This is a genomic window from Schaalia sp. ORNL0103 (assembly GCF_019429565.1).
In the GTDB taxonomy this organism is placed as follows: domain Bacteria; phylum Actinomycetota; class Actinomycetes; order Actinomycetales; family Actinomycetaceae; genus Pauljensenia.
In genome coordinates, this window is the sequence record NZ_JAHXSA010000001.1 from 462,188 (window position 1) to 480,076 (window position 17,889).

Sequence of the window (17,889 nt, forward strand, 5' to 3'; positions counted from 1 at the left end):
CCCACCCATCAAGCAAATGCAACAGCCACCGCTGGAGTAGGATGGAGGAATCATGAGTGAAACAACTGCCACCGGTGCCGACGTTCGCGTCCGCTTCTGCCCCTCGCCCACAGGAACCCCCCACGTCGGCATGGTCCGTACGTGCCTGTTCAACTGGGCCTACGCCCGCCACACGGGAGGAACCTTCGTCTTCCGCATCGAAGACACGGATGCCGCCCGCGACTCCCAGGAGTCCTTCGACCAGATCATCGAGTCCCTGCAGTGGCTGGGCCTCGACTGGGACGAGGGCGTCGGTAAGGGAGGACCGCACGGCCCCTACCGCCAGAGCGAGCGCATGGATATCTACCGTGACGTGGCCGCGCGCCTGCTCGAGGCCGGCTACGCCTACGAGTCCTACTCGACCCCCGAGGAGATCGAGGAGCGTCACCGCGCTAAGGGTGAGGACCCCAAGCTCGGATACGACGGCTTCGACCGCAACCTGACGGAAGAGCAGATCGCCGCCTACCGTGCCGAGGGCCGCCAGCCCGTCCTGCGCCTGCGCATGCCCGACGAGGACATCACGTTCACGGACCTGATCCGCGGTGAGATCACCTTCAAGGCCGGCTCGGTTCCGGACTACGTCATCGTGCGCGCCAACGGCCACCCGCTCTACACGCTGGTGAACCCGATCGACGACGCGCTCATGGAGATCACCCACGTGCTGCGCGGCGAGGACCTACTCTCCTCGACGCCCCGCCAGATCGTCCTGTACCGCGCGCTCGAGGCCATCGGCGTCGCCAAGTTCATGCCGCGCTTCGGCCATCTGCCCTACGTCATGGGCGAGGGCAACAAGAAGCTGTCCAAGCGCGACCCCGAGTCGAACCTGCTGCTGCACAAGGCCGCCGGCATGATCCCCGAGGGCCTCAACAACTACCTGGCCCTCCTGGGCTGGTCGATTGCCGCGGACCGCGACATCTTCTCCATGGAGGAGATGGCCCAGGCCTTCGATATCTCGGACGTGAACCCGAACCCGGCGCGCTTCGACCAGAAGAAGGCCATCGCGATCAACGCCGAGCAGATCCGTCTGCTGGACGGCGAGGACTTCCGGGGTCGCCTGGTGCCCTTCCTGCACCGCGACGAGGTTGTTTCGGCCGACTCCTTCGAGGCGTTGACCGATCGTGAGCGCGAGATCCTCACCGAGGCCGCGCCGCTCGTCCAGACGCGCATCCAGCTGCTCGGCGAGGCCACGGGCATGCTTGGCTTCCTCTTCGTCGCCGACGATGCCCTGGAGATGGATGAGAAGGCCGTCTCCAAGCTCAAGGACAACGCCGTGGACGTCCTGGACGCTGCCATCGAGACCGTCGAGGGCCTGACCGAGTTCACGACCGCGGCCCTCGAGGAGTCGCTGCGCGCACGCATCGTCGACGAGATGGGCGTCAAGCCCCGCCTGGCCTTCGGCCCGCTGCGCGTCGCCGTGACCGGCCGTCAGGTCTCCCCGCCGCTGTTCGAGTCCATGGAGATCCTGGGTCGCGATTCTTCGCTGGCCCGCCTGCGCGCCCTGCGCGCCTCCCTGGCCTGATCGCTGCACTGAGCCCCGGCCTCGTCGCCCTGTCTGAGGGACGAGGCCGGGGCTTCGTCGCGCGTGGAGGCGTCCCGTTCGCGGGGACAAGCGGTGGGTGATCGGGACCACTGGCCTTCGATTTGGCATGAGGGCGTCGGTCCGCTACAGTTATCTCCTGTCGCCAGCGACGTGAAAGCGAAGCGGGTGATACCCAATGGGGTATGGTGTAATTGGCAACACAGCTGATTCTGGTTCAGCCATTCTAGGTTCGAGTCCTGGTACCCCAGCGATCTGAAGCGTAAGTTTCAGTCAAGGCCCCCATCGTCTAGCGGCCTAGGACGACGCCCTCTCACGGCGTTAACACCGGTTCAAATCCGGTTGGGGGTACGGATTCATAAGTGAATCAAGGCCCCCATCGTCTAGCGGCCTAGGACGACGCCCTCTCACGGCGTTAACACCGGTTCAAATCCGGTTGGGGGTACCAATGACCTCGTCACCTCAGCGGTGGCGAGGTTTTTTGTTAACCACTCGGTCCGCGTTTTCACTTGTGCTTTGCAGAAAAGTTTCGGAACTGTTGCAGTGTGTCTAACCTAGGAGCAGCCCCCATGGGAGGGGATCGCTTTTGGACGAGGGAGTCTTTCGTGACATACCGACTCAACAGGACATTCCTGCGCCGAACGCTCAGTGTTGGCGCGGCTATTGCGTTGATGGGGGGTGTGCTCCCAGCCGCGTGGGCCGCGCCCGGAACGGAAACGTCAAACCAAGGTAGTGATGCGAACGCTGCCGAGGTCGGGGCCGCCGGCACCGCCGACGACGTGCTGGTGACAATCCCCGGTAACCACAACAAGGCAATGGGATGCGACGCCGACTGGGCGCCCGGCTGCGATAAGGCTGCGCTCACGCGCGACGCGACGGGCGTGTACAGTGCGACGTTTACGTTGCCGGCCGGCGAGTATCAGTACAAGGTCGCCGAGGGCGGCTCGTGGGACACGTCGTTCGGTGCCGGGGGCGCTGCGGGGGGAGCGAACATCTCCTACACCCTGACCGAAACAACCTCCGTCACCTTCTTCTACAACCGCGCGACGCACCGCGTGTGGAACACCGCCACCGACCAGATGGTGACGCTGCCTGGCTCGTTCCAGAAGGCGCTGGGCTGCACTGATAACTGGAAGCCCGCATGCCTGGCGCCTCTCATGGAGCCGGTGGGGGGCGGCTCCTACACCTACGCCACGACCGCGCTGCCTGAGGGCAACTATGAGTTCAAGGTTGCCATCGGCGGGTCCGACAACGAGAATTACGGGCAGGACGGCGCCGTCGGCGGTGCCAACTACCAGTTTGCAACGAAAGCGAACAAGCTCGTGACCTTCACCTACGATTCTGCGACGCACAAGGTCGACATCGCGAGCACTGACGCCCCGGTCGCGGGTGCCGGCGAGCAGCGCGCCTACTGGGTGACCTCGGATATTCTCGCGTGGCCGACTTCGCTGCTGCCCGAGGGTGTGACTCGCGCGCAGGTCCTCGACGGTTCCGCGATGCTCTCCTACGAGCTGGTGACCGCCCCCGAGGGTGGCGCTGGCCTGGCGGATGGTGCCGTCACCGGCGCTTCGACGAGCGCCCTGACCGTCGCGGGCGACCTGCCTGCCGAGGTGACGATGGCTCACCCGAACCTCAACGGATACATCGCTCTGAAGGCCTCCCTCAACGAGGCCGGGGCCCGCGAGGCCCTCACCGGCCAGATCGCGGTCGCCCAGAAGTCGGGCGAGAGCATTAACGCCTTCACCGGCGTGCAGATCGCCCCCGTCCTCGACTCCCTCTACGCGGCGAAGGCCACCCAGGCCTCGTACGGCGTGGGCTGGAACGAGGCCGGTAACCCGACGTTCGCGCTGTGGGCACCCACCGCCAAGAACGTAACCCTGCTGTCGTGGAACACGTCGACCCCGCGCGGCTCCGACGCCGACGTGCAGGGTGATGGCCTGCGTACCGCAGCCGTGCGCGGTGAGGACGGTCGCTGGAGCGTGGATAACGTTGCTGGTGAGATCCACGAGGGCGCCCAGTACCTGTGGGAGGTCAGCGTCTACGTGCCCGAGACGGGCAAGGTGGAGACGAACCTCGTCACCGACCCCTACTCGGTGGCCCTGACCGTCGACTCCACGCGCTCCGTCGCCGTCAACATGGACAACCCGTCGATCGCCCCCTCGGTGTGGACGGACTCGAAGGCCCCCGCCATCGAGGACGACGCCCAGCGCTCCATCTACGAGCTGCACGTGCGCGACTTCTCCGCTGCAGACACGTCAGTGCCCGAGTCCATGCGCGGCACCTACATGGCCTTCACGCAGTTCCAGTCCAACGGCATGCGCCACCTGGCCGAGCTGTCGCGCGCCGGCATGAACACGGTGCACCTGCTGCCCACCTTCGACATCGCGACCATCCCCGAGAAGCGCGCCGACCAGAAGACGCCCGCGATCCCCGAGGGTGCCGGCCCGGCGTCCGAGGAACAGCAGGCGGCGGTTGCGGCCGTTGCCGACCAGGACGCCTACAACTGGGGCTACGACCCGCTGCACTGGATGGCCCCCGAGGGCTCCTACGCAACCGAAGCCAACCAGAACGGCGGCGCGCGCGTGCGCGAATTCCGCTCCATGGTGGGCGGGCTGCACTCGATCGGCATGCAGGTCGTCCTCGATCAGGTCTACAACCACACGCCCTCGGCGGGTCAGTCCGCCCACTCGGTGCTTGACCGCGTCGTGCCCGGCTACTACCAGCGCCTGAACGCCACCGGCGGTGTCGAGACCTCGACCTGCTGCTCCAACGTCGCGACCGAAAACGCGATGAGTGAGCACCTCATGATCGACTCGATGATCCACTGGGCGAAGTACTACCACATCGACGGCTTCCGCTTCGACCTCATGGGCCACCACCCGGCCGAGGAGATGAAGCGCGCGAAGGCGGCCCTGGCGTCCCTCACCCTGGAGAAGGACGGTGTGGATGGCTCGCGCCTGTACATCTACGGCGAGGGCTGGAACTTCGGTGAGGTCGCGAACAACGCGCTGTTCACCCAGGCCACGCAGGGCCAGCTGGACGGCACCGGTATCGGCGCGTTCAACGACCGCCTGCGCGATGCTGTGCACGGTGGTGGCCCCTTCGACGACGATCACCGCGTGCTTCAGGGCTTCGGCTCGGGCGCCTTCTCGGACCTCAATGGTCTCGATACCCGCTCCGAGGCGGATCGTCGCGCTGACTATCTGCACCGCGTGGACCTCGTGAAGCTGGGCCTGGCGGGCAACCTGAAGGACTACACGCTCACCACCTACGACGGTAAGACCGTGTCGGGCGCGCAGCTGGACTACAACGGCCAGGGCGCCGGGTTCGCCTCCCAGCCCGCCGAGAACGTCAACTACGTGGATGCCCACGACAACGAGACGCTCTTCGACCTGGTCACCTACAAGATGCCGGCGGATGCTCCGATGGATCACCGCGTGCGCATGTCGCTGATCAGCCAGGCCTCCGTGGCACTGTCACAGTCGCCCTCCTTCTGGGCCTCGGGCACGGAGATGCTGCGCTCGAAGTCCCTGGACCGCGACTCCTACAACTCCGGTGACCACTTCAACGCGATCGACTGGTCGATGCGCGACAACGGTTTTGGCCGCGGCCTGCCGGTGAAGTCGAAGAATGGTGCGGCCTGGGATCACATGCGCCCGCTGCTGGAGAACCCCGATCTGAAGCCGACCCCGGAGCAGATCGACACCTCCTCGGAAATCGCGATGGACTTCCTGCGCGTGCGCTCCTCCTCGCGCCTGTTCACGCTGGGCAGCGCGGATCTGGTCCGCTCCAAGGTCACCTTCCCCAACTCGGGTGAGGGCGCCGTGGACGGCACGATCCTCATGCTCATCAACGACGAGGCCGGGGCCGGGAACGACATCGACACGAAGCTCGACGGTGCTCTCGTCGTCTTCAACGCGAGCGGCGAGTCCGTGACCACCGCGGTCGATGGCCTGGCGGGTCGCGTCTTCAAGCTGCACGATGCACAGGCGAACGGCTCAGACGAGACCGTCAAGGGTGCGTCCTTCGATGCGAAGACGGGCTCCGTGACGGTTCCCGCTCGCACGGTTGCTGTCTTCACTCAGGCCGCCGGCGAGCGCATCGATCCCACTGTCACCCCGGATCCGGCTGCCGCGCAGTGGGTCGCGTCGGGGGATGGCCGCTGGTGGCTGCGCTACCCGGACGGGAGCTACCCCGCCAACGAGCGCGTTGTCCGTGACGGCGTCACGTACTCCTTCGATGCGAATGGCTGGATGAAGACCGGCTGGCAGGTCGAGGATGGCGCGTGGCGCTACTACGCCCCGTCCGGCGCGATGGCGAGTGGCTGGACCGCCGTGGGCGGAACCTGGTACTACCTGGATCCCGACACGGGGGCCATGGCGACCGGCTGGCTGAAGGATGGCGACACCTGGTACTACCTGCACGGCAGTGGCGCGATGGCCACCGGCTGGGTGAATCTGAGCGGCGCCTGGTTCTACCTGAACGGCAATGGCTCGATGGCCACGGGCTGGGCGAACCTGGGTGGTACCTGGTACTACCTGACGGAATCCGGTCAGATGGCGATCGGCTGGGTGAAGGACGGCGGCAGCTGGTACTTCTGCCACCCGTCGGGCGCCATGGCGACTGGACGCGTCGTTATCGGCGGCACCGCCTACACCTTTGATGGTTCGGGCCGCTGGGTTGCCTAGCGGATCGCTACGCAAACGGGTGGGCCGGGACGATTCAATCGTCCCGGCCCACCCGTTTGTTTCGACTGTGGAGCGCGGCTTACAGGTCTGCGGCGTCCTCGACGGTGGAGAGGAATTCCGTGAGCCTGTTGGCGGCTGCCATGACGGAGGGGCCGTGCTGGCGTCCGGGCTGGCGACCCATGCGCTCGATGGGTCCGGAGATGGATAGCGCGGCCAGGACGCGTCCGGAGGGGCCGCGCACGGGGGCGGACACGGAGGCGACGCCCGGCTCGCGCTCACCCACGGACTGTGCCCAGCCGCGGCGGCGCACCTCGGAGAGCATGGTCGCGTTGAAGGAGGCGCCGTACAGGCCGCGGTGCAGGCGGTCGGGCTCCTCCCAGGCCAGCAGGACCTGGGCGGCGGAGCCGGCGCTCATGGAGAGCGTGGCGCCCACGGGGATCGAGTCGCGCAGACCCATCTCGCGTTCAGAGGCGGCCACGCACACGCGGTAATCGCCCTGGCGGCGGAAGAGCTGAGAGGATTCCTTCGTGTGGTCGCGCAGGGCCTGAAGGACCGGCATGGAGGCCTGGAGGAGACGGTCTTCGCCGGCGGCGGAGGAGAGTTCCTGGAGGCGGGGGCCGAGGATAAAACGTCCCTGCATGTCGCGGGCGACCATGCGGTGATATTCGAGAGCGACGGCCAGTCGATGGGCGGTGGGGCGAGCAAGCCCCGTGCTGGAAACGAGTTGGGCGAGGGTGGCGGGTCCCGCCTCGAGAGCGCTGAGAACCAACGCAGCCTTATCGAGAACGCCAACGCCACTGGATGTTTGCTCTTCCATACAACTATTTAATATCTCAGCTTTTGAGATGGCAAATTGTCGGATAGTGAAACAGGTCAAAGGGGTGTCCGAGACGTGAGATCAGCGGGTCGCATGTCGGATAAGGCGGTTCCATTGATGGCGAAGCATGAATGACACCGTGTCTCCAAAGTGGGGATCAGAGGAGGAACAATGAGCGGAACGATGGCAGAAAAGGTGTGGCGCGACCACATCGTGTCCAAGGGGGAGAACGGCGCCCCCGACCTGCTCTACATCGACCTCCACCTCGTGCACGAAGTGACGAGCCCCCAGGCTTTCGAGGGCCTGCGCCTCGCCGGACGCCAGGTGCGTCGCCCCGACCTGACGATCGCCACCGAGGACCACAACACGCCCACGATCAACATTGATCAGCCGATCGCGGACATCACGAGCCGCACCCAGATTGACACCCTGCGCAAGAACGCCGAGGAGTTCGGCGTGCGCCTGCACTCCCTGGGCGACGCCGACCAGGGCATCGTCCACGTGGTTGGCCCCCAGCTGGGACTCACCCAGCCCGGTATGACGATCGTGTGCGGCGACTCCCACACCTCCACGCACGGTGCGTTCGGCGCTCTGGCCTTCGGTATCGGCACCAGCCAGGTCGAGCACGTGCTCGCCACCCAGACGCTGCCGATGGCCCCCTTCAAGACCATGGCGATCACGGTCAACGGCTCCCTGCCCGAGGGCTCGACGGCCAAGGACATCATCCTCGCCGTCATCGCGAAGATCGGCACCGGCGGCGGCCAGGGCTACGTCCTGGAGTACCGCGGCCAGGCCATCCGCGAGCTCTCCATGGAGGGCCGCATGACGATCTGCAACATGTCGATCGAGGCCGGTGCCCGCGCCGGCATGATCGCCCCCGACCAGACGACCTTCGACTACATCAAGGGCCGCCCCCACGCCCCCGAGGGCGAGGACTGGGATCGCGCCGTCGAATACTGGTCCTCGCTGGCCTCCGACGAGGACGCCGTCTTCGACGCCGAGGTCATCCTCGAGGCCGCCGACATCGAGCCCTTCGTCACCTGGGGCACCAACCCGGGCCAGGGCGTGCCGCTGTCCGCGACCGTCCCCGCCCCCGAGGACTTCACCGACGAGACTGCCCGCGCGGCCGCTGAGCGCGCCCTGGAGTACATGGACCTCAAGGCCGGCACCCCGATGCGCGACATCGCCGTGAACACCGTCTTCATCGGCAGCTGCACCAACGGCCGCATCGAAGACCTGCGCGCCGCAGCCGGCATCTTCAAGGGCCGCCGCAAGGCCGAGGGCGTGCGCGTCATGGTCGTGCCCGGCTCCGCCCGCGTGCGCCTCCAGGCCGAGGCCGAGGGCCTCGACAAGATCTTCGCCGACTTTGGCGCCGAATGGCGTAACGCCGGTTGCTCCATGTGCCTGGGCATGAACCCCGACACGATGAACGCGGGAGACCGTTCGGCCTCCACCTCCAACCGCAACTTCGAAGGCCGCCAGGGCAAGGGCAGCCGCACGCACCTGGTTTCCCCGCTGGTCGCGGCCGCCACCGCCGTGCGCGGCACCCTGTCCTCCCCGGCCGACCTCTGAGGCCCGCCCACCGCCACCCGACAGCGGGGGAGGGCCCCGGCCTCGTCCCCCACGGAAGAAAAGACTGACGCACTTATGGAAAAGTTCATCTCCCACACCGGCGTCGGCGTCCCGCTGCGCCGCTCCAACGTCGACACCGACCAGATCATCCCCGCCGTCTACCTCAAGCGCGTGACCCGCACGGGCTTTGAGGACGCCCTCTTCGCCGCCTGGCGTGGTGACCCGGAGTTCGTCCTCAACCAGGACGCTTACAAGAACGGCTCCGTGCTGATCGCGGGTCCCGACTTCGGCACCGGCTCCTCGCGTGAGCACGCCGTGTGGGCGCTCAAGGACTACGGCTTCCGCGTCGTCCTGGCCCCCAAGTTCGCCGACATTTTCCGCGGAAACTCCGGCAAGCAGGGCCTGGTCACCGGCATCATCTCCCAGGAGGACTGCGAGTCCCTGTGGAAGCTCCTCGAGGCCGAGCCCGGCACCGAGGTGACCGTCTCCCTGGAAGACAAGACGTGGCGCGCCGGTGCGATCTCGGGCACCTTCCAGATCGACGACTACGTGCGCTGGACCCTCATGGAGGGCCTGGACGACATCGCCCTGACCCTGCGCCACGAGGACGAGATCGCGGCTTACGAGGCCGCGCGCCCGTCCTTCAAGCCGCGCACGCTCCCGGCGAAATTCTTGCCCAAGGAAGAAGTCGTGTCGGCTCGTAGCTGAAAGCACTGCGCACACTGGCCCCTACCTAGCTAGAGTAGGGGCCAGGTACGTCTTAGTGAGGAGCACTCATGTCATCGATCCTTCAGGTTGAGGGCGGCCATCCGCTGCGCGGTGAGATCACGGTGCGCGGAGCGAAAAACTTCGTCCCCAAGGCGATGGTTGCGTCGCTGCTCGCCGACACCCCCTCCGAGCTCTACAACGTCCCGCTTATTCGCGACACCGACGTGGTCTCGGACCTGCTGAGCCTGCACGGCGTCCAGATCGACTTCGATCAGGATCGCGGCACGCTGCGCATGGATCCCTCCAACGTCAAGATTGCCTCGCGCTCTGACATCGACACGCTCGCGGGCGCCTCGCGCATCCCGATCCTGTTCTGCGGCCCGCTGCTGCACCAGCTGGGCGAGGCCTTCATCCCCGAGCTGGGCGGCTGCGCGATTGGCGGCCGTCCCATCGACTTCCACCTGGAGACGCTGCGCAAGTTCGGCGCGATCGTTGACAAGCAGCCCGACGGCGTGCACATCAAGCGCCCCGCCACCGGCCTGCACGGCGCGATCATCGAGCTGCCCTTCCCCTCCGTGGGCGCGACCGAGCAGACGCTGCTCACGGCCGTGCGTAACGAGGGCATCACGACCCTGAAGGGCGCGGCCATCGAGCCGGAGATCCTCGACCTCATCAACGTCCTGCAGAAGATGGGTGCGATCATCTCTGTGGACACGGATCGTACGATCCGCATCGAGGGCGTCGCCAAGCTCAGCGGCTACCGCCACACGGCACTGCCGGATCGCATCGAGGCAGCCTCGTGGGCCGCGGCCGCCCTGGCCACCCGCGGCGACATCTACGTGCGCGGCGCTCACCAGCCCGACATGACGACGTTCCTCAACACCTTCCGCAAGGTGGGTGGCGCCTTCGATATCGACGCCGATGGCATCCGCTTCTACCACCCGGGTGAGCCGCTGCACTCGATCGCCCTGGAGACGGCCGTGCACCCGGGCTTCATGACGGACTGGCAGCAGCCCCTCGTCGTGGCACTCACCCAGGCCGAGGGCCTGTCGATCGTGCACGAGACCGTGTACGAGAACCGTTTCGGCTTCACCGAGGCACTGCGCAAGATGGGCGCGAACATCCAGGTCTACCGCGAGTGCCTGGGTGGGACGCCCTGTCGCTTCGGCCAGAAGAACTACTACCACTCGGCGGTTATTTCGGGCCCGACCCCGCTGCACAGCGCGGATATCGAGGTTCCGGACCTGCGCGGTGGCTTCTCCCACCTGATCGCGGCTCTGGCTGCGTCGGGCACGTCCACCGTGTCGGGCATCGACGTGATTTCGCGCGGCTACGAGCACTTCACGCGCAAGCTCCACCAGCTGGACGCTCGCGTGCGCTACCTGGACGCCTGAGACCATGGCCGCATCGGGCGTGCGCCGCAGCATTTTGTTGCTCGTCTCGTCGATGTCGGCGGGCGGGCGCAGCGTGCGCCTGGGGCCGCGCATCGTGCGCATCCTGCGTGGCGGCGGCTGGGAGGTCGCGGTTCGCCTGACGACGCCCGGTGACGACCCGGCGGCGATTGCTGGCGAGGTCGCGTCCGGATCCTTTGTCGCGGCTCTGGGTGGGGACGGGTACCTGGGTGCGGTGGCGCGCGGGTGTCATGAGTCCGACGCGATCTTTGTTCCCATGCCGGGCGGGCGCGGCAACGACCTGTGTCGCGCGCTGGGGATCGGCACGGATCCGCTGGTGCGCGCGCGTTCCCTGGCGCCACTGGGTTTTTCTTCCGACGAGGCCGGGGTCGATTCCTCCGATTGGCTGGCCTCCCGGACGCGTCCCCTGGACGGCATGTGGGTGCGCTCGCGTGACGGCGTGCGACTGGCTCTCGGTATCGTCTCGATCGGCCTGGATGCGCGCGCGAACATCCTGGCCAACGAGTCGTCGCTGACCTCGGGCCCACTGGCCTACGGCTATGGTGCCTTCGCGGCCCTGGCCTCGCACGAGCCCACCGAAATCGTGGCGACCGTGGACGGGGTTGAGCGCAACATGAGCGGCTGGATCGCGTCGGTGTCCAACTCTGGGCGTTTCGGCGGCGGCATCACCCTGGTGGAATCCTCCGACATGAGTGACGGTATCCTCGAGGTGTGCCACGTGGGCCCGCTGCCGCTCTCTCGCGCCCTGCCTGTGCTCGCCCGCGTCGTCGCCGGCCGCGCGAAGGCACACCCGGCCATCGAGGTGGAAAGCGCCCGCGTCGTTTCCTTCGCTGCCCCCGCCGGCATGATCGCCATGGCGGACGGTGACCGCATCGCCTCGATCCCCTTCACCGTCGATGTCGCCCCCGGGGTCGTGTCCGTCCTGGTGTGAGGTCCGTGTGGGCCAGCGCGCCGACGGAGCGGTCCCCGTAGAATGAAGCCATGAGTGCTGTCTCCGGCTTTTACACCTTCGCGAAGGGCGTGCTGACGCCCATCATGACGCCCTGGATCAAGTTCACCGTGACGGGCGAAGAGAACCTGCCCGCCGAGGGCGGCTTCCTCCTGGTGCCCAACCACCTGTCCAACGTGGACCCGCTGTGCCTGTGCTGGTACTTCATGAAGCGCGACACCGCCGTGCGCTTCCTGGCGAAGAAGTCGATGTTCTCCGTGCCGGTGTTCGGTTGGATCATCAAGGGCATGGGGCTGATCCCCGTCAACCGCGACTCCAACCCCTCGGCCGTTCTGGCACCCACCCGCGAGGCACTGAAAGCCGGCGAGGTCGTCGGCATCTTCCCGGAGGGCACTCTCACGCGTGATCCCGACCAGTGGCCGATGGAGTTCAAGTCCGGCGCCGCCCGCCTGGCCCTTGACACGGGCGTGCCCGTCATTCCCGTCTCGCAGTGGGGACCGCAGGACATCATGGCCCCGTACAACGCCAAGGGCATCGACATGCGCCCGGGTCGACGCGTCTCGTATCACTTCGGCGAGCCCGTCGACCTGTCGGACCTCATGAGCCCCGCAGGGTCGGAGGATCACGAGGCCGTCAACGAGGCGACCAAGCGCATTAGCGACGCCGTGCGTGCGGGCGTGGGTAAGCTGCGCGGACTGCCCGTCCCCGAGCAGGTGTGGGACCCCACCACGCAGGCTGGCCCCTGGTGGGAAGAAGAGCTCGCGAAGAAGGCCAAGAAGGCGAAGAAGGCCCGCAAGAAGGGCTAATCGCGGATATCGACGACCATGCGCACCGGGTCGGACAAGAATCCGATCTGGAATTGGCGCGAGGTCGGCGCCCCGATGACGACGTGCGTGTTGTCCTCGAAGGTACCGTCCGAGACGACGTCCAGGTCACCCGCACGCGTATGAGTCCCGCCCGGGTAGGGGCTCTCGGTCGCCGTCATCGGCGTGCCGTCGATGACCAGATCCAGGACCGCCTCGCCTTCGACCTGGATGGGCAGGCCACGGCCCTGTTCCACCGCCTCATCCGTCCATGCTGCGCTCCACACTCCCGGCGTTCCCTCGCCCGAAAACTCGAGCACGACCCGCGTGAAACCCTCGTGCCTCGCCGCGCGAATCCCGGTCAGCACCAGAGCTTTTGCCGGGTCATCCGAGCGCACCGGAGGCAATCCCTCCACGCTCGACATCCAGTTGTCGGCGTTGATCGGCTTGGTTGCGTCCAGACCCGGCTCGGACGTCGGCGTGGTCTCGGGTGTCGCGCTCGCGGTCGCAGACGCCGTGGGGGAGGAGCCTTTCGGCGTGGCCGCAGCTGACTGAGGCGCGTCCGTTGGGGCTCCGGGCGCGCACGCACCCAACAGGAGCAGACAGGTGGCCGCGCTCGCGGCGAGGGCTCGACGGTGAGACACAGTTCCTCCTGGTGCGGGTCGGTTGTTTCGATCCTAGTAGAATGGTCTCGACAGGGAGGTCTCGATGAGTATGACAACAGCAGCGGTCCTGGGAACGGGCGCGTGGGGAACGACATTCGCGCAGGTGCTCGCCGACGCGGGCGTGAACGTGACGATGTGGGGGCGTAACGCCGACACGATTTCGTTCATCAACGGGGGAGAGAACCCGACCTACCTTCCGGGGATCGCCCTGTCGGAGCACATCAACGCGACCACGGACATTGCCGAGGCCGTCGCCGGCCGCGAGCTCGTTGTCGTGGCCGTGCCCGTGAAGGCTGTGCGAGCCACCCTGAGCGCCGCGCGCGAGTCCTTCGCCCCCGACGTCGCCCTGCTGTCCCTGGCCAAGGGCCTCGAGCTCGGCTCCCTCAAGCGTGTCGACGAGATCATCGCCGAGGCCTCGGGCGTGCCGAGTAGCCGCATCGCCGTCCTGTCCGGCCCGAACCTCTCGCGCGAGATCGCGGAGCGCCAGCCCACGGCCACGGTCGTGGCTGCAACCGACGTGGAGCTGGCCAAGGAGATCGCGAAGGCCTGCCACAATTCCTACTTCCGCCCCTACGTGTCCACCGATGTCGTGGGCACGGAGATGGCGGGTGCGACCAAGAACGTCATTGCGGTGGCGATCGGTGCGGCCGAGGGCATGGGCTTGGGCATCAACACGCGCTCGACCCTCATCACCCGCGGCCTGGCGGAAATGACCCGCCTGGGCACCGCGCTCGGCGCCGACCCCGCAACTTTCGCGGGACTGTCCGGCATCGGCGACCTCGTGGCCACCTGCTCCTCGCGCCTGTCGCGCAACTTCTCCCTCGGCCACCGCCTGGGCTCCGGCATGGGACTGGCCGAGGCGCTGGCCCTGTCCCCGGGCGTCGTTGAGGGCGTCGCGTCGGCCTCGCCGATCCTGCAGGTCGCGGCCTCCGTCGGCGTGGATATGCCGATTACGGGCGCCGTCGTTGAGGTCGTCGAGGGACGCGCCAGCATCGAGGACATGGGCCGCATGCTGCTCGCACGCCCGCAGAAGATGGACGGCTGGAAGATCGAGCTGGTCTAAACGCCGCGCACGCGGGCGTGAAAAGCCTCCCGCGCGGTAGTCTTGGACCCATGACTGCAATTTCTCGTCCTCGCGTCCTTATCGTCTTCGGTGGACGCTCCTCCGAGCATGAGATCTCGTGCTCGACTGCCGCCGGTATCCTGACCGCTATCGACCGCACCAAGTGGGACGTGATCCCGCTGGGTATCACGCGCGACGGCCAGTGGGTGCGCGTCGCCGATGACCCGTCGGCGCTGGAATTCAAGGACGGGAAGGGCCAGAGTGTCAGCGCCGGATCGACCCGCGTCGCGCTCACCCCGGGCGAGGGCAACCTCGTCGAACTCACCTACGAGGGCGACCCGGACGCCCCGGACTCGCGCGTCGTCGGCGTGGAGGACCTGGGCCACGTGGACATCGTGTTCCCGCTTCTGCACGGCCCCTACGGCGAGGATGGCACCATCCAGGGCCTCTTCGAGATGGCCGGCGTGCGCTACGTGGGCTGCGGCGTGACCTCCTCCGCCGTGTCCATGGACAAGCACCTCACCAAGACCGTCCTGGCCGCCGCCGGCATCGACGTCGGCCAGTGGGAGCTGGTCACCGCCCGCCAGTGGGACGCCGACGCCACCGCCTGCATGGACCGCATCGAGCGCCTCGGCTTCCCCGTCTTCGTCAAGCCCTGCCGTGCAGGCTCCTCGGTCGGCATCTCGCGCGTCACCTGCCGCGAGGACCTGCCTGTGGCCATCAAGGAGGCCGCGAACCACGACCCGCGCATCATCGTCGAGGCCTCCATCTCCGGCCGTGAGGTCGAGTGCGGTGTCCTCGGCTCGCGCTCCGACTGGCGCAGCGGTACCGCGCCCCTGGGCGAGATCGTCGTCCCCGAGGGCGAGTTCTACGACTACGAGCACAAGTACGTGGACGACGTGGTCGGACTGTCCTGCCCGGCCGACGTCGCCCCCGAATACGCCGATCGCATCCGCGAGACCGCGTGGCGTGCCTTCGACGCCCTCGAGTGCGAGGGCCTGGCACGCGTCGACTTCTTCCTCGACGAGGCCAGCGACACCGTCATCATCAACGAAGTGAACACGATGCCCGGTTTCACGCCCATCTCGATGTACCCGCAGATGTGGGCCGCCGCGGGCCTGTCCTACCCGGACCTGCTGACCGAACTGCTGACCGAGGCCGCGCAGCGCCCGCTCGGCCTGCGGTGAGTTCCCAGCCACGACCTCGTACATCCTTCATCCCCACGACAGAAAGAACACTATGACGGCCCATCCCAAAGTCACCCTGGTGACCTGCAAGTCCATGCCCAACCTCTTCAAAGGCGAGGAAGGTCTGCTCGACGAGCTGGCTGCGCGCGGCTGCGACCCTCAGATCAAGGTGTGGAACGACCCCGATGTCGACTGGTCCGAGGCTGGCATGGTCGTCGTGCGCTCCGTGTCCGACTACGCGAGCGACCGCCCCGCGTTCCTGGAGTGGACGAAGCAGCTGCGTCGCGTGCAGAACTCCGCGGATGTGCTGAACTGGAACACGGACAAGCACTACCTCAAGGAACTGGCCGCCCTGGGCATGCCCACGATTCCCACGAACTGGCTGGAGCCCGAGCAGAACCTGTCGAAGCACCAGATCCACACGCGCTTCCCGGCCTTCGGTGAGTTCGTCGTCAAGCCCGCTGTGTCCTCCGGCGTGCGCGATATCGGCCGCTACACGACCGTCGACACACGCCAGCGCCAGGCCGCCATGCGCCAGGTCCAGGGCCTGCTCGGCGAGGGGCGTTCCGTGATGATCCAGCGCTACGTCGAGGAGATCGACCTGCACGGCGAGATCTCGCTGGTCTTCTTCAACGGCCTGGTCTCCCACGCCGTCGAGAAGCGTTCCGCCCTGCACCCCGCCTCCGTCACCAACCCGGAGATGCACGAGGCCGTGGTGACCGCCGAGGCCGCCGACTCCGTCGCGTGGCAGTGGGGTGAGGAGATTCGCCGCGTCCTGCACGGTTACGTGCGCTCGCGCCTGGGCCACGACGAGCAGTTCCTCTTCAACCGCGTGGACCTGGTCCCCGACGGGAAGGGTTCCTTCCTGGTCATGGAGGTCTCCCTCGTGGATGCCGACCTCTACCTGGGCGCCACCCCCGGCGCGCTCGGCAACTTCGCCGACGCGATTTCCGCTCGCGCCCACTGGTGACGCACGCCACCGCCGCGAGGGCAGTGCTCGAGTTTCCAAGCTCGGGTGGGTAGTGCTAAGCTCTATCCGTTGCCTTCACGGCGACGCGATGGTGGCTGTAGTTCAGTTGGTAGAGCACCTGGTTGTGGTCCAGGACGTCGCGGGTTCGAGTCCCGTCAGCCACCCCACCGCCCCGGCGCTTACGCGCCGGGGTTTTTGTTTCTGGAGTATGCTTGTAACAAGCCAATTGACCGGACAAAGGAGTTGTCATGCCCAGCGTGATTGCATACGGCTGTGACGATGCCACCACCCAGTTCCACCCCCTGCAGATCGACATTCGCGAACCCGGTGAGGGGGAGATCTACTTCGACGTCGCCTACGCGGGCATCTGCCACTCCGACATCCACGCCGCCCGTGGCGAGTGGGGCCCCGTGTCCTACCCGCTCGTGCCCGGTCACGAGTTCGTCGGCACCGTCTCTAAGGTTGGCCCCGGCGTCACCGAGTTCAAGGTGGGCGACCGCGTGGGCGTGGGCTGCATGGTCGGCTCCTGCGGCACGTGCGAGATGTGCGAATCCGACTACGAGCAGTGGTGCACGTCGACGCCCGGCACCCTGTGGACCTACCGCGCCGACGCCGAGGGCAACCCGACGACCGGTGGCTACTCGCGCGGCTTCACCGTGCGCGAGGACTTCGCGCTGCACGTGCCGGAATCCCTCGACTTCTCCGCCTGTGCGCCCCTCCTGTGCGCCGGCATCACGACCTACTCGCCGCTCAAGCACTACAACGTGGGCCCCGGCTCGCGCGTCGCCATCCTCGGCATGGGCGGCCTCGGACATGTGGGCGTGCAGATCGCCAAGGCTATGGGCGCGGACGTCTCCGTCATCTCCCACGGCCGCTCCAAGGAAGCCGACGCCCGCCGCTTCGGCGCCGACCACTTCTACGCCACCAGCGAGGAGGGCGTGCTCGAGTCCCTGCGCGGCTCCTTCGACCTCATCCTGTGCACCGTGTCCGCCGACGGCCTCGACTACGCCGCTTACATGGCGGCCCTGCGCCCCTACGGTGTCTTCGTCGATGTGGGCCTGCCCACCGAACCCGTCTCGCTGCCGCTGCGCGCCTTCGTCAACGGCGGCAAGTCTTTCGCGGGCTCCCAGATCGGCGGCATCGCCGAAACCCAGGAGATGCTCGACTTCTGCGCTGAACACGGCGTCATCCCGCAGGTCGAAATGATCGGTGGCGAAGACATCACGCAGGCCTACGACAACATCGTCGCCTCGCGCGTGCGCTACCGCTACGTCATCGACACCTCCACGTTCCCCGAGACCGTGTGAGCGTGAGAATGTGACAAGAAAGCCCCGGGCCGAGTGGCCCGGGGCTTTCCTAGTGTTGGAGCGGATGACGGGAATCGAACCCGCGTGATCTGCTTGGAAGGCAGAGGCTCTACCATTGAGCTACATCCGCGTACCCCCGAAGGGGACACGAAGATCCTAGCGGGTATTGTCC

General features: G+C 66.9%; 13 protein-coding genes and 5 tRNA genes. 15 read left to right on the forward strand and 3 right to left on the reverse strand.

Annotated elements, in window-relative coordinates; translation table 11 throughout:
• Positions 1–52: 52 nt before the first annotated feature.
• From gltX to pulA, 5 genes are all read left to right on the forward strand, one after another.
• Positions 53–1,558, forward strand: coding sequence for a glutamate--tRNA ligase (gene gltX, locus JJJ16_RS02060; protein WP_219751200.1), 1,506 nt, complete (start codon positions 53–55; stop codon positions 1,556–1,558).
• Between the two features lie 197 nt (positions 1,559–1,755).
• Positions 1,756–1,827, forward strand: a tRNA-Gln gene (locus tag JJJ16_RS02065).
• 27 nt (positions 1,828–1,854) lie between these two features.
• Positions 1,855–1,927, forward strand: a tRNA-Glu gene (locus JJJ16_RS02070).
• 21 nt (positions 1,928–1,948) lie between these two features.
• Positions 1,949–2,024: transfer RNA gene (locus JJJ16_RS02075), tRNA-Glu, on the forward strand.
• A 121-nt stretch (positions 2,025–2,145) separates the two neighbouring features.
• Positions 2,146–6,264 (forward strand): pullulanase-type alpha-1,6-glucosidase, encoded by a 4,119-nt coding sequence (gene pulA, locus JJJ16_RS02080; protein WP_219751201.1) that lies wholly within the window; start codon positions 2,146–2,148, stop codon positions 6,262–6,264.
• A 79-nt stretch (positions 6,265–6,343) separates the two neighbouring features.
• Here the strand turns inward: pulA and JJJ16_RS02085 are convergent, their stop codons facing one another.
• A complete protein-coding gene (locus JJJ16_RS02085; protein ID WP_003793025.1) occupies positions 6,344–7,081 on the reverse strand; it encodes an IclR family transcriptional regulator in 738 nt (245 codons plus the stop codon).
• A 171-nt stretch (positions 7,082–7,252) separates the two neighbouring features.
• Between JJJ16_RS02085 and leuC the strand changes: the two genes are divergently transcribed.
• The 5 genes from leuC (at position 7,253) to JJJ16_RS02110 (ending at position 12,528) form a co-directional block, all read left to right on the forward strand.
• Positions 7,253–8,653: a 3-isopropylmalate dehydratase large subunit gene (gene leuC / locus JJJ16_RS02090; RefSeq protein WP_219751202.1), complete on the forward strand. Its 1,401-nt coding sequence runs from the start codon at positions 7,253–7,255 to the stop codon at positions 8,651–8,653.
• 75 nt (positions 8,654–8,728) lie between these two features.
• Entirely contained in the window at positions 8,729–9,361 is a 633-nt protein-coding gene (gene leuD, locus JJJ16_RS02095) for a 3-isopropylmalate dehydratase small subunit (protein WP_034467303.1), read from the forward strand.
• A gap of 68 nt (positions 9,362–9,429) precedes the next feature.
• Positions 9,430–10,755, forward strand: coding sequence for a UDP-N-acetylglucosamine 1-carboxyvinyltransferase (murA, locus tag JJJ16_RS02100; RefSeq protein WP_219751203.1), 1,326 nt, complete (start codon positions 9,430–9,432; stop codon positions 10,753–10,755).
• A 4-nt stretch (positions 10,756–10,759) separates the two neighbouring features.
• The gene (locus JJJ16_RS02105) at positions 10,760–11,704 is read left to right on the forward strand and encodes a diacylglycerol/lipid kinase family protein (RefSeq protein ID WP_219751204.1); all 945 of its coding nucleotides are present in this window, start codon (positions 10,760–10,762) and stop codon (positions 11,702–11,704) included.
• A gap of 50 nt (positions 11,705–11,754) precedes the next feature.
• Positions 11,755–12,528: a lysophospholipid acyltransferase family protein gene (locus JJJ16_RS02110; protein ID WP_219751205.1), complete on the forward strand. Its 774-nt coding sequence runs from the start codon at positions 11,755–11,757 to the stop codon at positions 12,526–12,528.
• Here the strand turns inward: JJJ16_RS02110 and JJJ16_RS02115 are convergent.
• A complete protein-coding gene (locus JJJ16_RS02115) occupies positions 12,525–13,169 on the reverse strand; it encodes a hypothetical protein (RefSeq protein WP_318836515.1) in 645 nt (214 codons plus the stop codon). The genes JJJ16_RS02110 and JJJ16_RS02115 overlap by 4 nt on opposite strands.
• A gap of 64 nt (positions 13,170–13,233) precedes the next feature.
• On the opposite strand from JJJ16_RS02115, the gene JJJ16_RS02120 reads away from it, so the two are divergent.
• The 5 genes from JJJ16_RS02120 (at position 13,234) to JJJ16_RS02140 (ending at position 17,717) form a co-directional block, all read left to right on the forward strand.
• A complete protein-coding gene (locus JJJ16_RS02120) occupies positions 13,234–14,253 on the forward strand; it encodes an NAD(P)H-dependent glycerol-3-phosphate dehydrogenase (RefSeq protein ID WP_219751206.1) in 1,020 nt (339 codons plus the stop codon).
• A 50-nt stretch (positions 14,254–14,303) separates the two neighbouring features.
• Positions 14,304–15,440 carry a D-alanine--D-alanine ligase family protein gene (locus JJJ16_RS02125; protein WP_219751207.1) on the forward strand — a complete coding sequence of 379 codons (1,137 nt, stop codon included), beginning with the start codon at positions 14,304–14,306 and terminating at the stop codon, positions 15,438–15,440.
• Between the two features lie 52 nt (positions 15,441–15,492).
• Positions 15,493–16,410, forward strand: a complete 918-nt coding sequence (locus tag JJJ16_RS02130; RefSeq protein WP_219751208.1) for an ATP-grasp domain-containing protein — start codon at positions 15,493–15,495, stop codon at positions 16,408–16,410.
• Between the two features lie 91 nt (positions 16,411–16,501).
• Positions 16,502–16,577, forward strand: a tRNA-His gene (locus JJJ16_RS02135).
• 81 nt (positions 16,578–16,658) lie between these two features.
• Positions 16,659–17,717 carry an NAD(P)-dependent alcohol dehydrogenase gene (locus JJJ16_RS02140; RefSeq protein WP_219751209.1) on the forward strand — a complete coding sequence of 353 codons (1,059 nt, stop codon included), beginning with the start codon at positions 16,659–16,661 and terminating at the stop codon, positions 17,715–17,717.
• A 56-nt stretch (positions 17,718–17,773) separates the two neighbouring features.
• Here JJJ16_RS02140 and JJJ16_RS02145 read toward each other — a convergent pair.
• Positions 17,774–17,847 (reverse strand) — tRNA-Gly (locus JJJ16_RS02145).
• Positions 17,848–17,889 lie beyond the last annotated feature (42 nt).

Coding starts and splice junctions, on each gene's coding strand:
- gltX (WP_219751200.1), top strand. CDS start 53: ATGAGTGAAACAACTGCCACCGGTGCCGACGTTCGCGTCCGCTTCTGC.
- pulA (WP_219751201.1), top strand. CDS start 2,146: ATGGGAGGGGATCGCTTTTGGACGAGGGAGTCTTTCGTGACATACCGA.
- JJJ16_RS02085 (WP_003793025.1), bottom strand. CDS start 7,081: ATGGAAGAGCAAACATCCAGTGGCGTTGGCGTTCTCGATAAGGCTGCG.
- leuC (WP_219751202.1), top strand. CDS start 7,253: ATGAGCGGAACGATGGCAGAAAAGGTGTGGCGCGACCACATCGTGTCC.
- leuD (WP_034467303.1), top strand. CDS start 8,729: ATGGAAAAGTTCATCTCCCACACCGGCGTCGGCGTCCCGCTGCGCCGC.
- murA (WP_219751203.1), top strand. CDS start 9,430: ATGTCATCGATCCTTCAGGTTGAGGGCGGCCATCCGCTGCGCGGTGAG.
- JJJ16_RS02105 (WP_219751204.1), top strand. CDS start 10,760: ATGGCCGCATCGGGCGTGCGCCGCAGCATTTTGTTGCTCGTCTCGTCG.
- JJJ16_RS02110 (WP_219751205.1), top strand. CDS start 11,755: ATGAGTGCTGTCTCCGGCTTTTACACCTTCGCGAAGGGCGTGCTGACG.
- JJJ16_RS02120 (WP_219751206.1), top strand. CDS start 13,234: ATGAGTATGACAACAGCAGCGGTCCTGGGAACGGGCGCGTGGGGAACG.
- JJJ16_RS02125 (WP_219751207.1), top strand. CDS start 14,304: ATGACTGCAATTTCTCGTCCTCGCGTCCTTATCGTCTTCGGTGGACGC.
- JJJ16_RS02130 (WP_219751208.1), top strand. CDS start 15,493: ATGACGGCCCATCCCAAAGTCACCCTGGTGACCTGCAAGTCCATGCCC.
- JJJ16_RS02140 (WP_219751209.1), top strand. CDS start 16,659: ATGCCCAGCGTGATTGCATACGGCTGTGACGATGCCACCACCCAGTTC.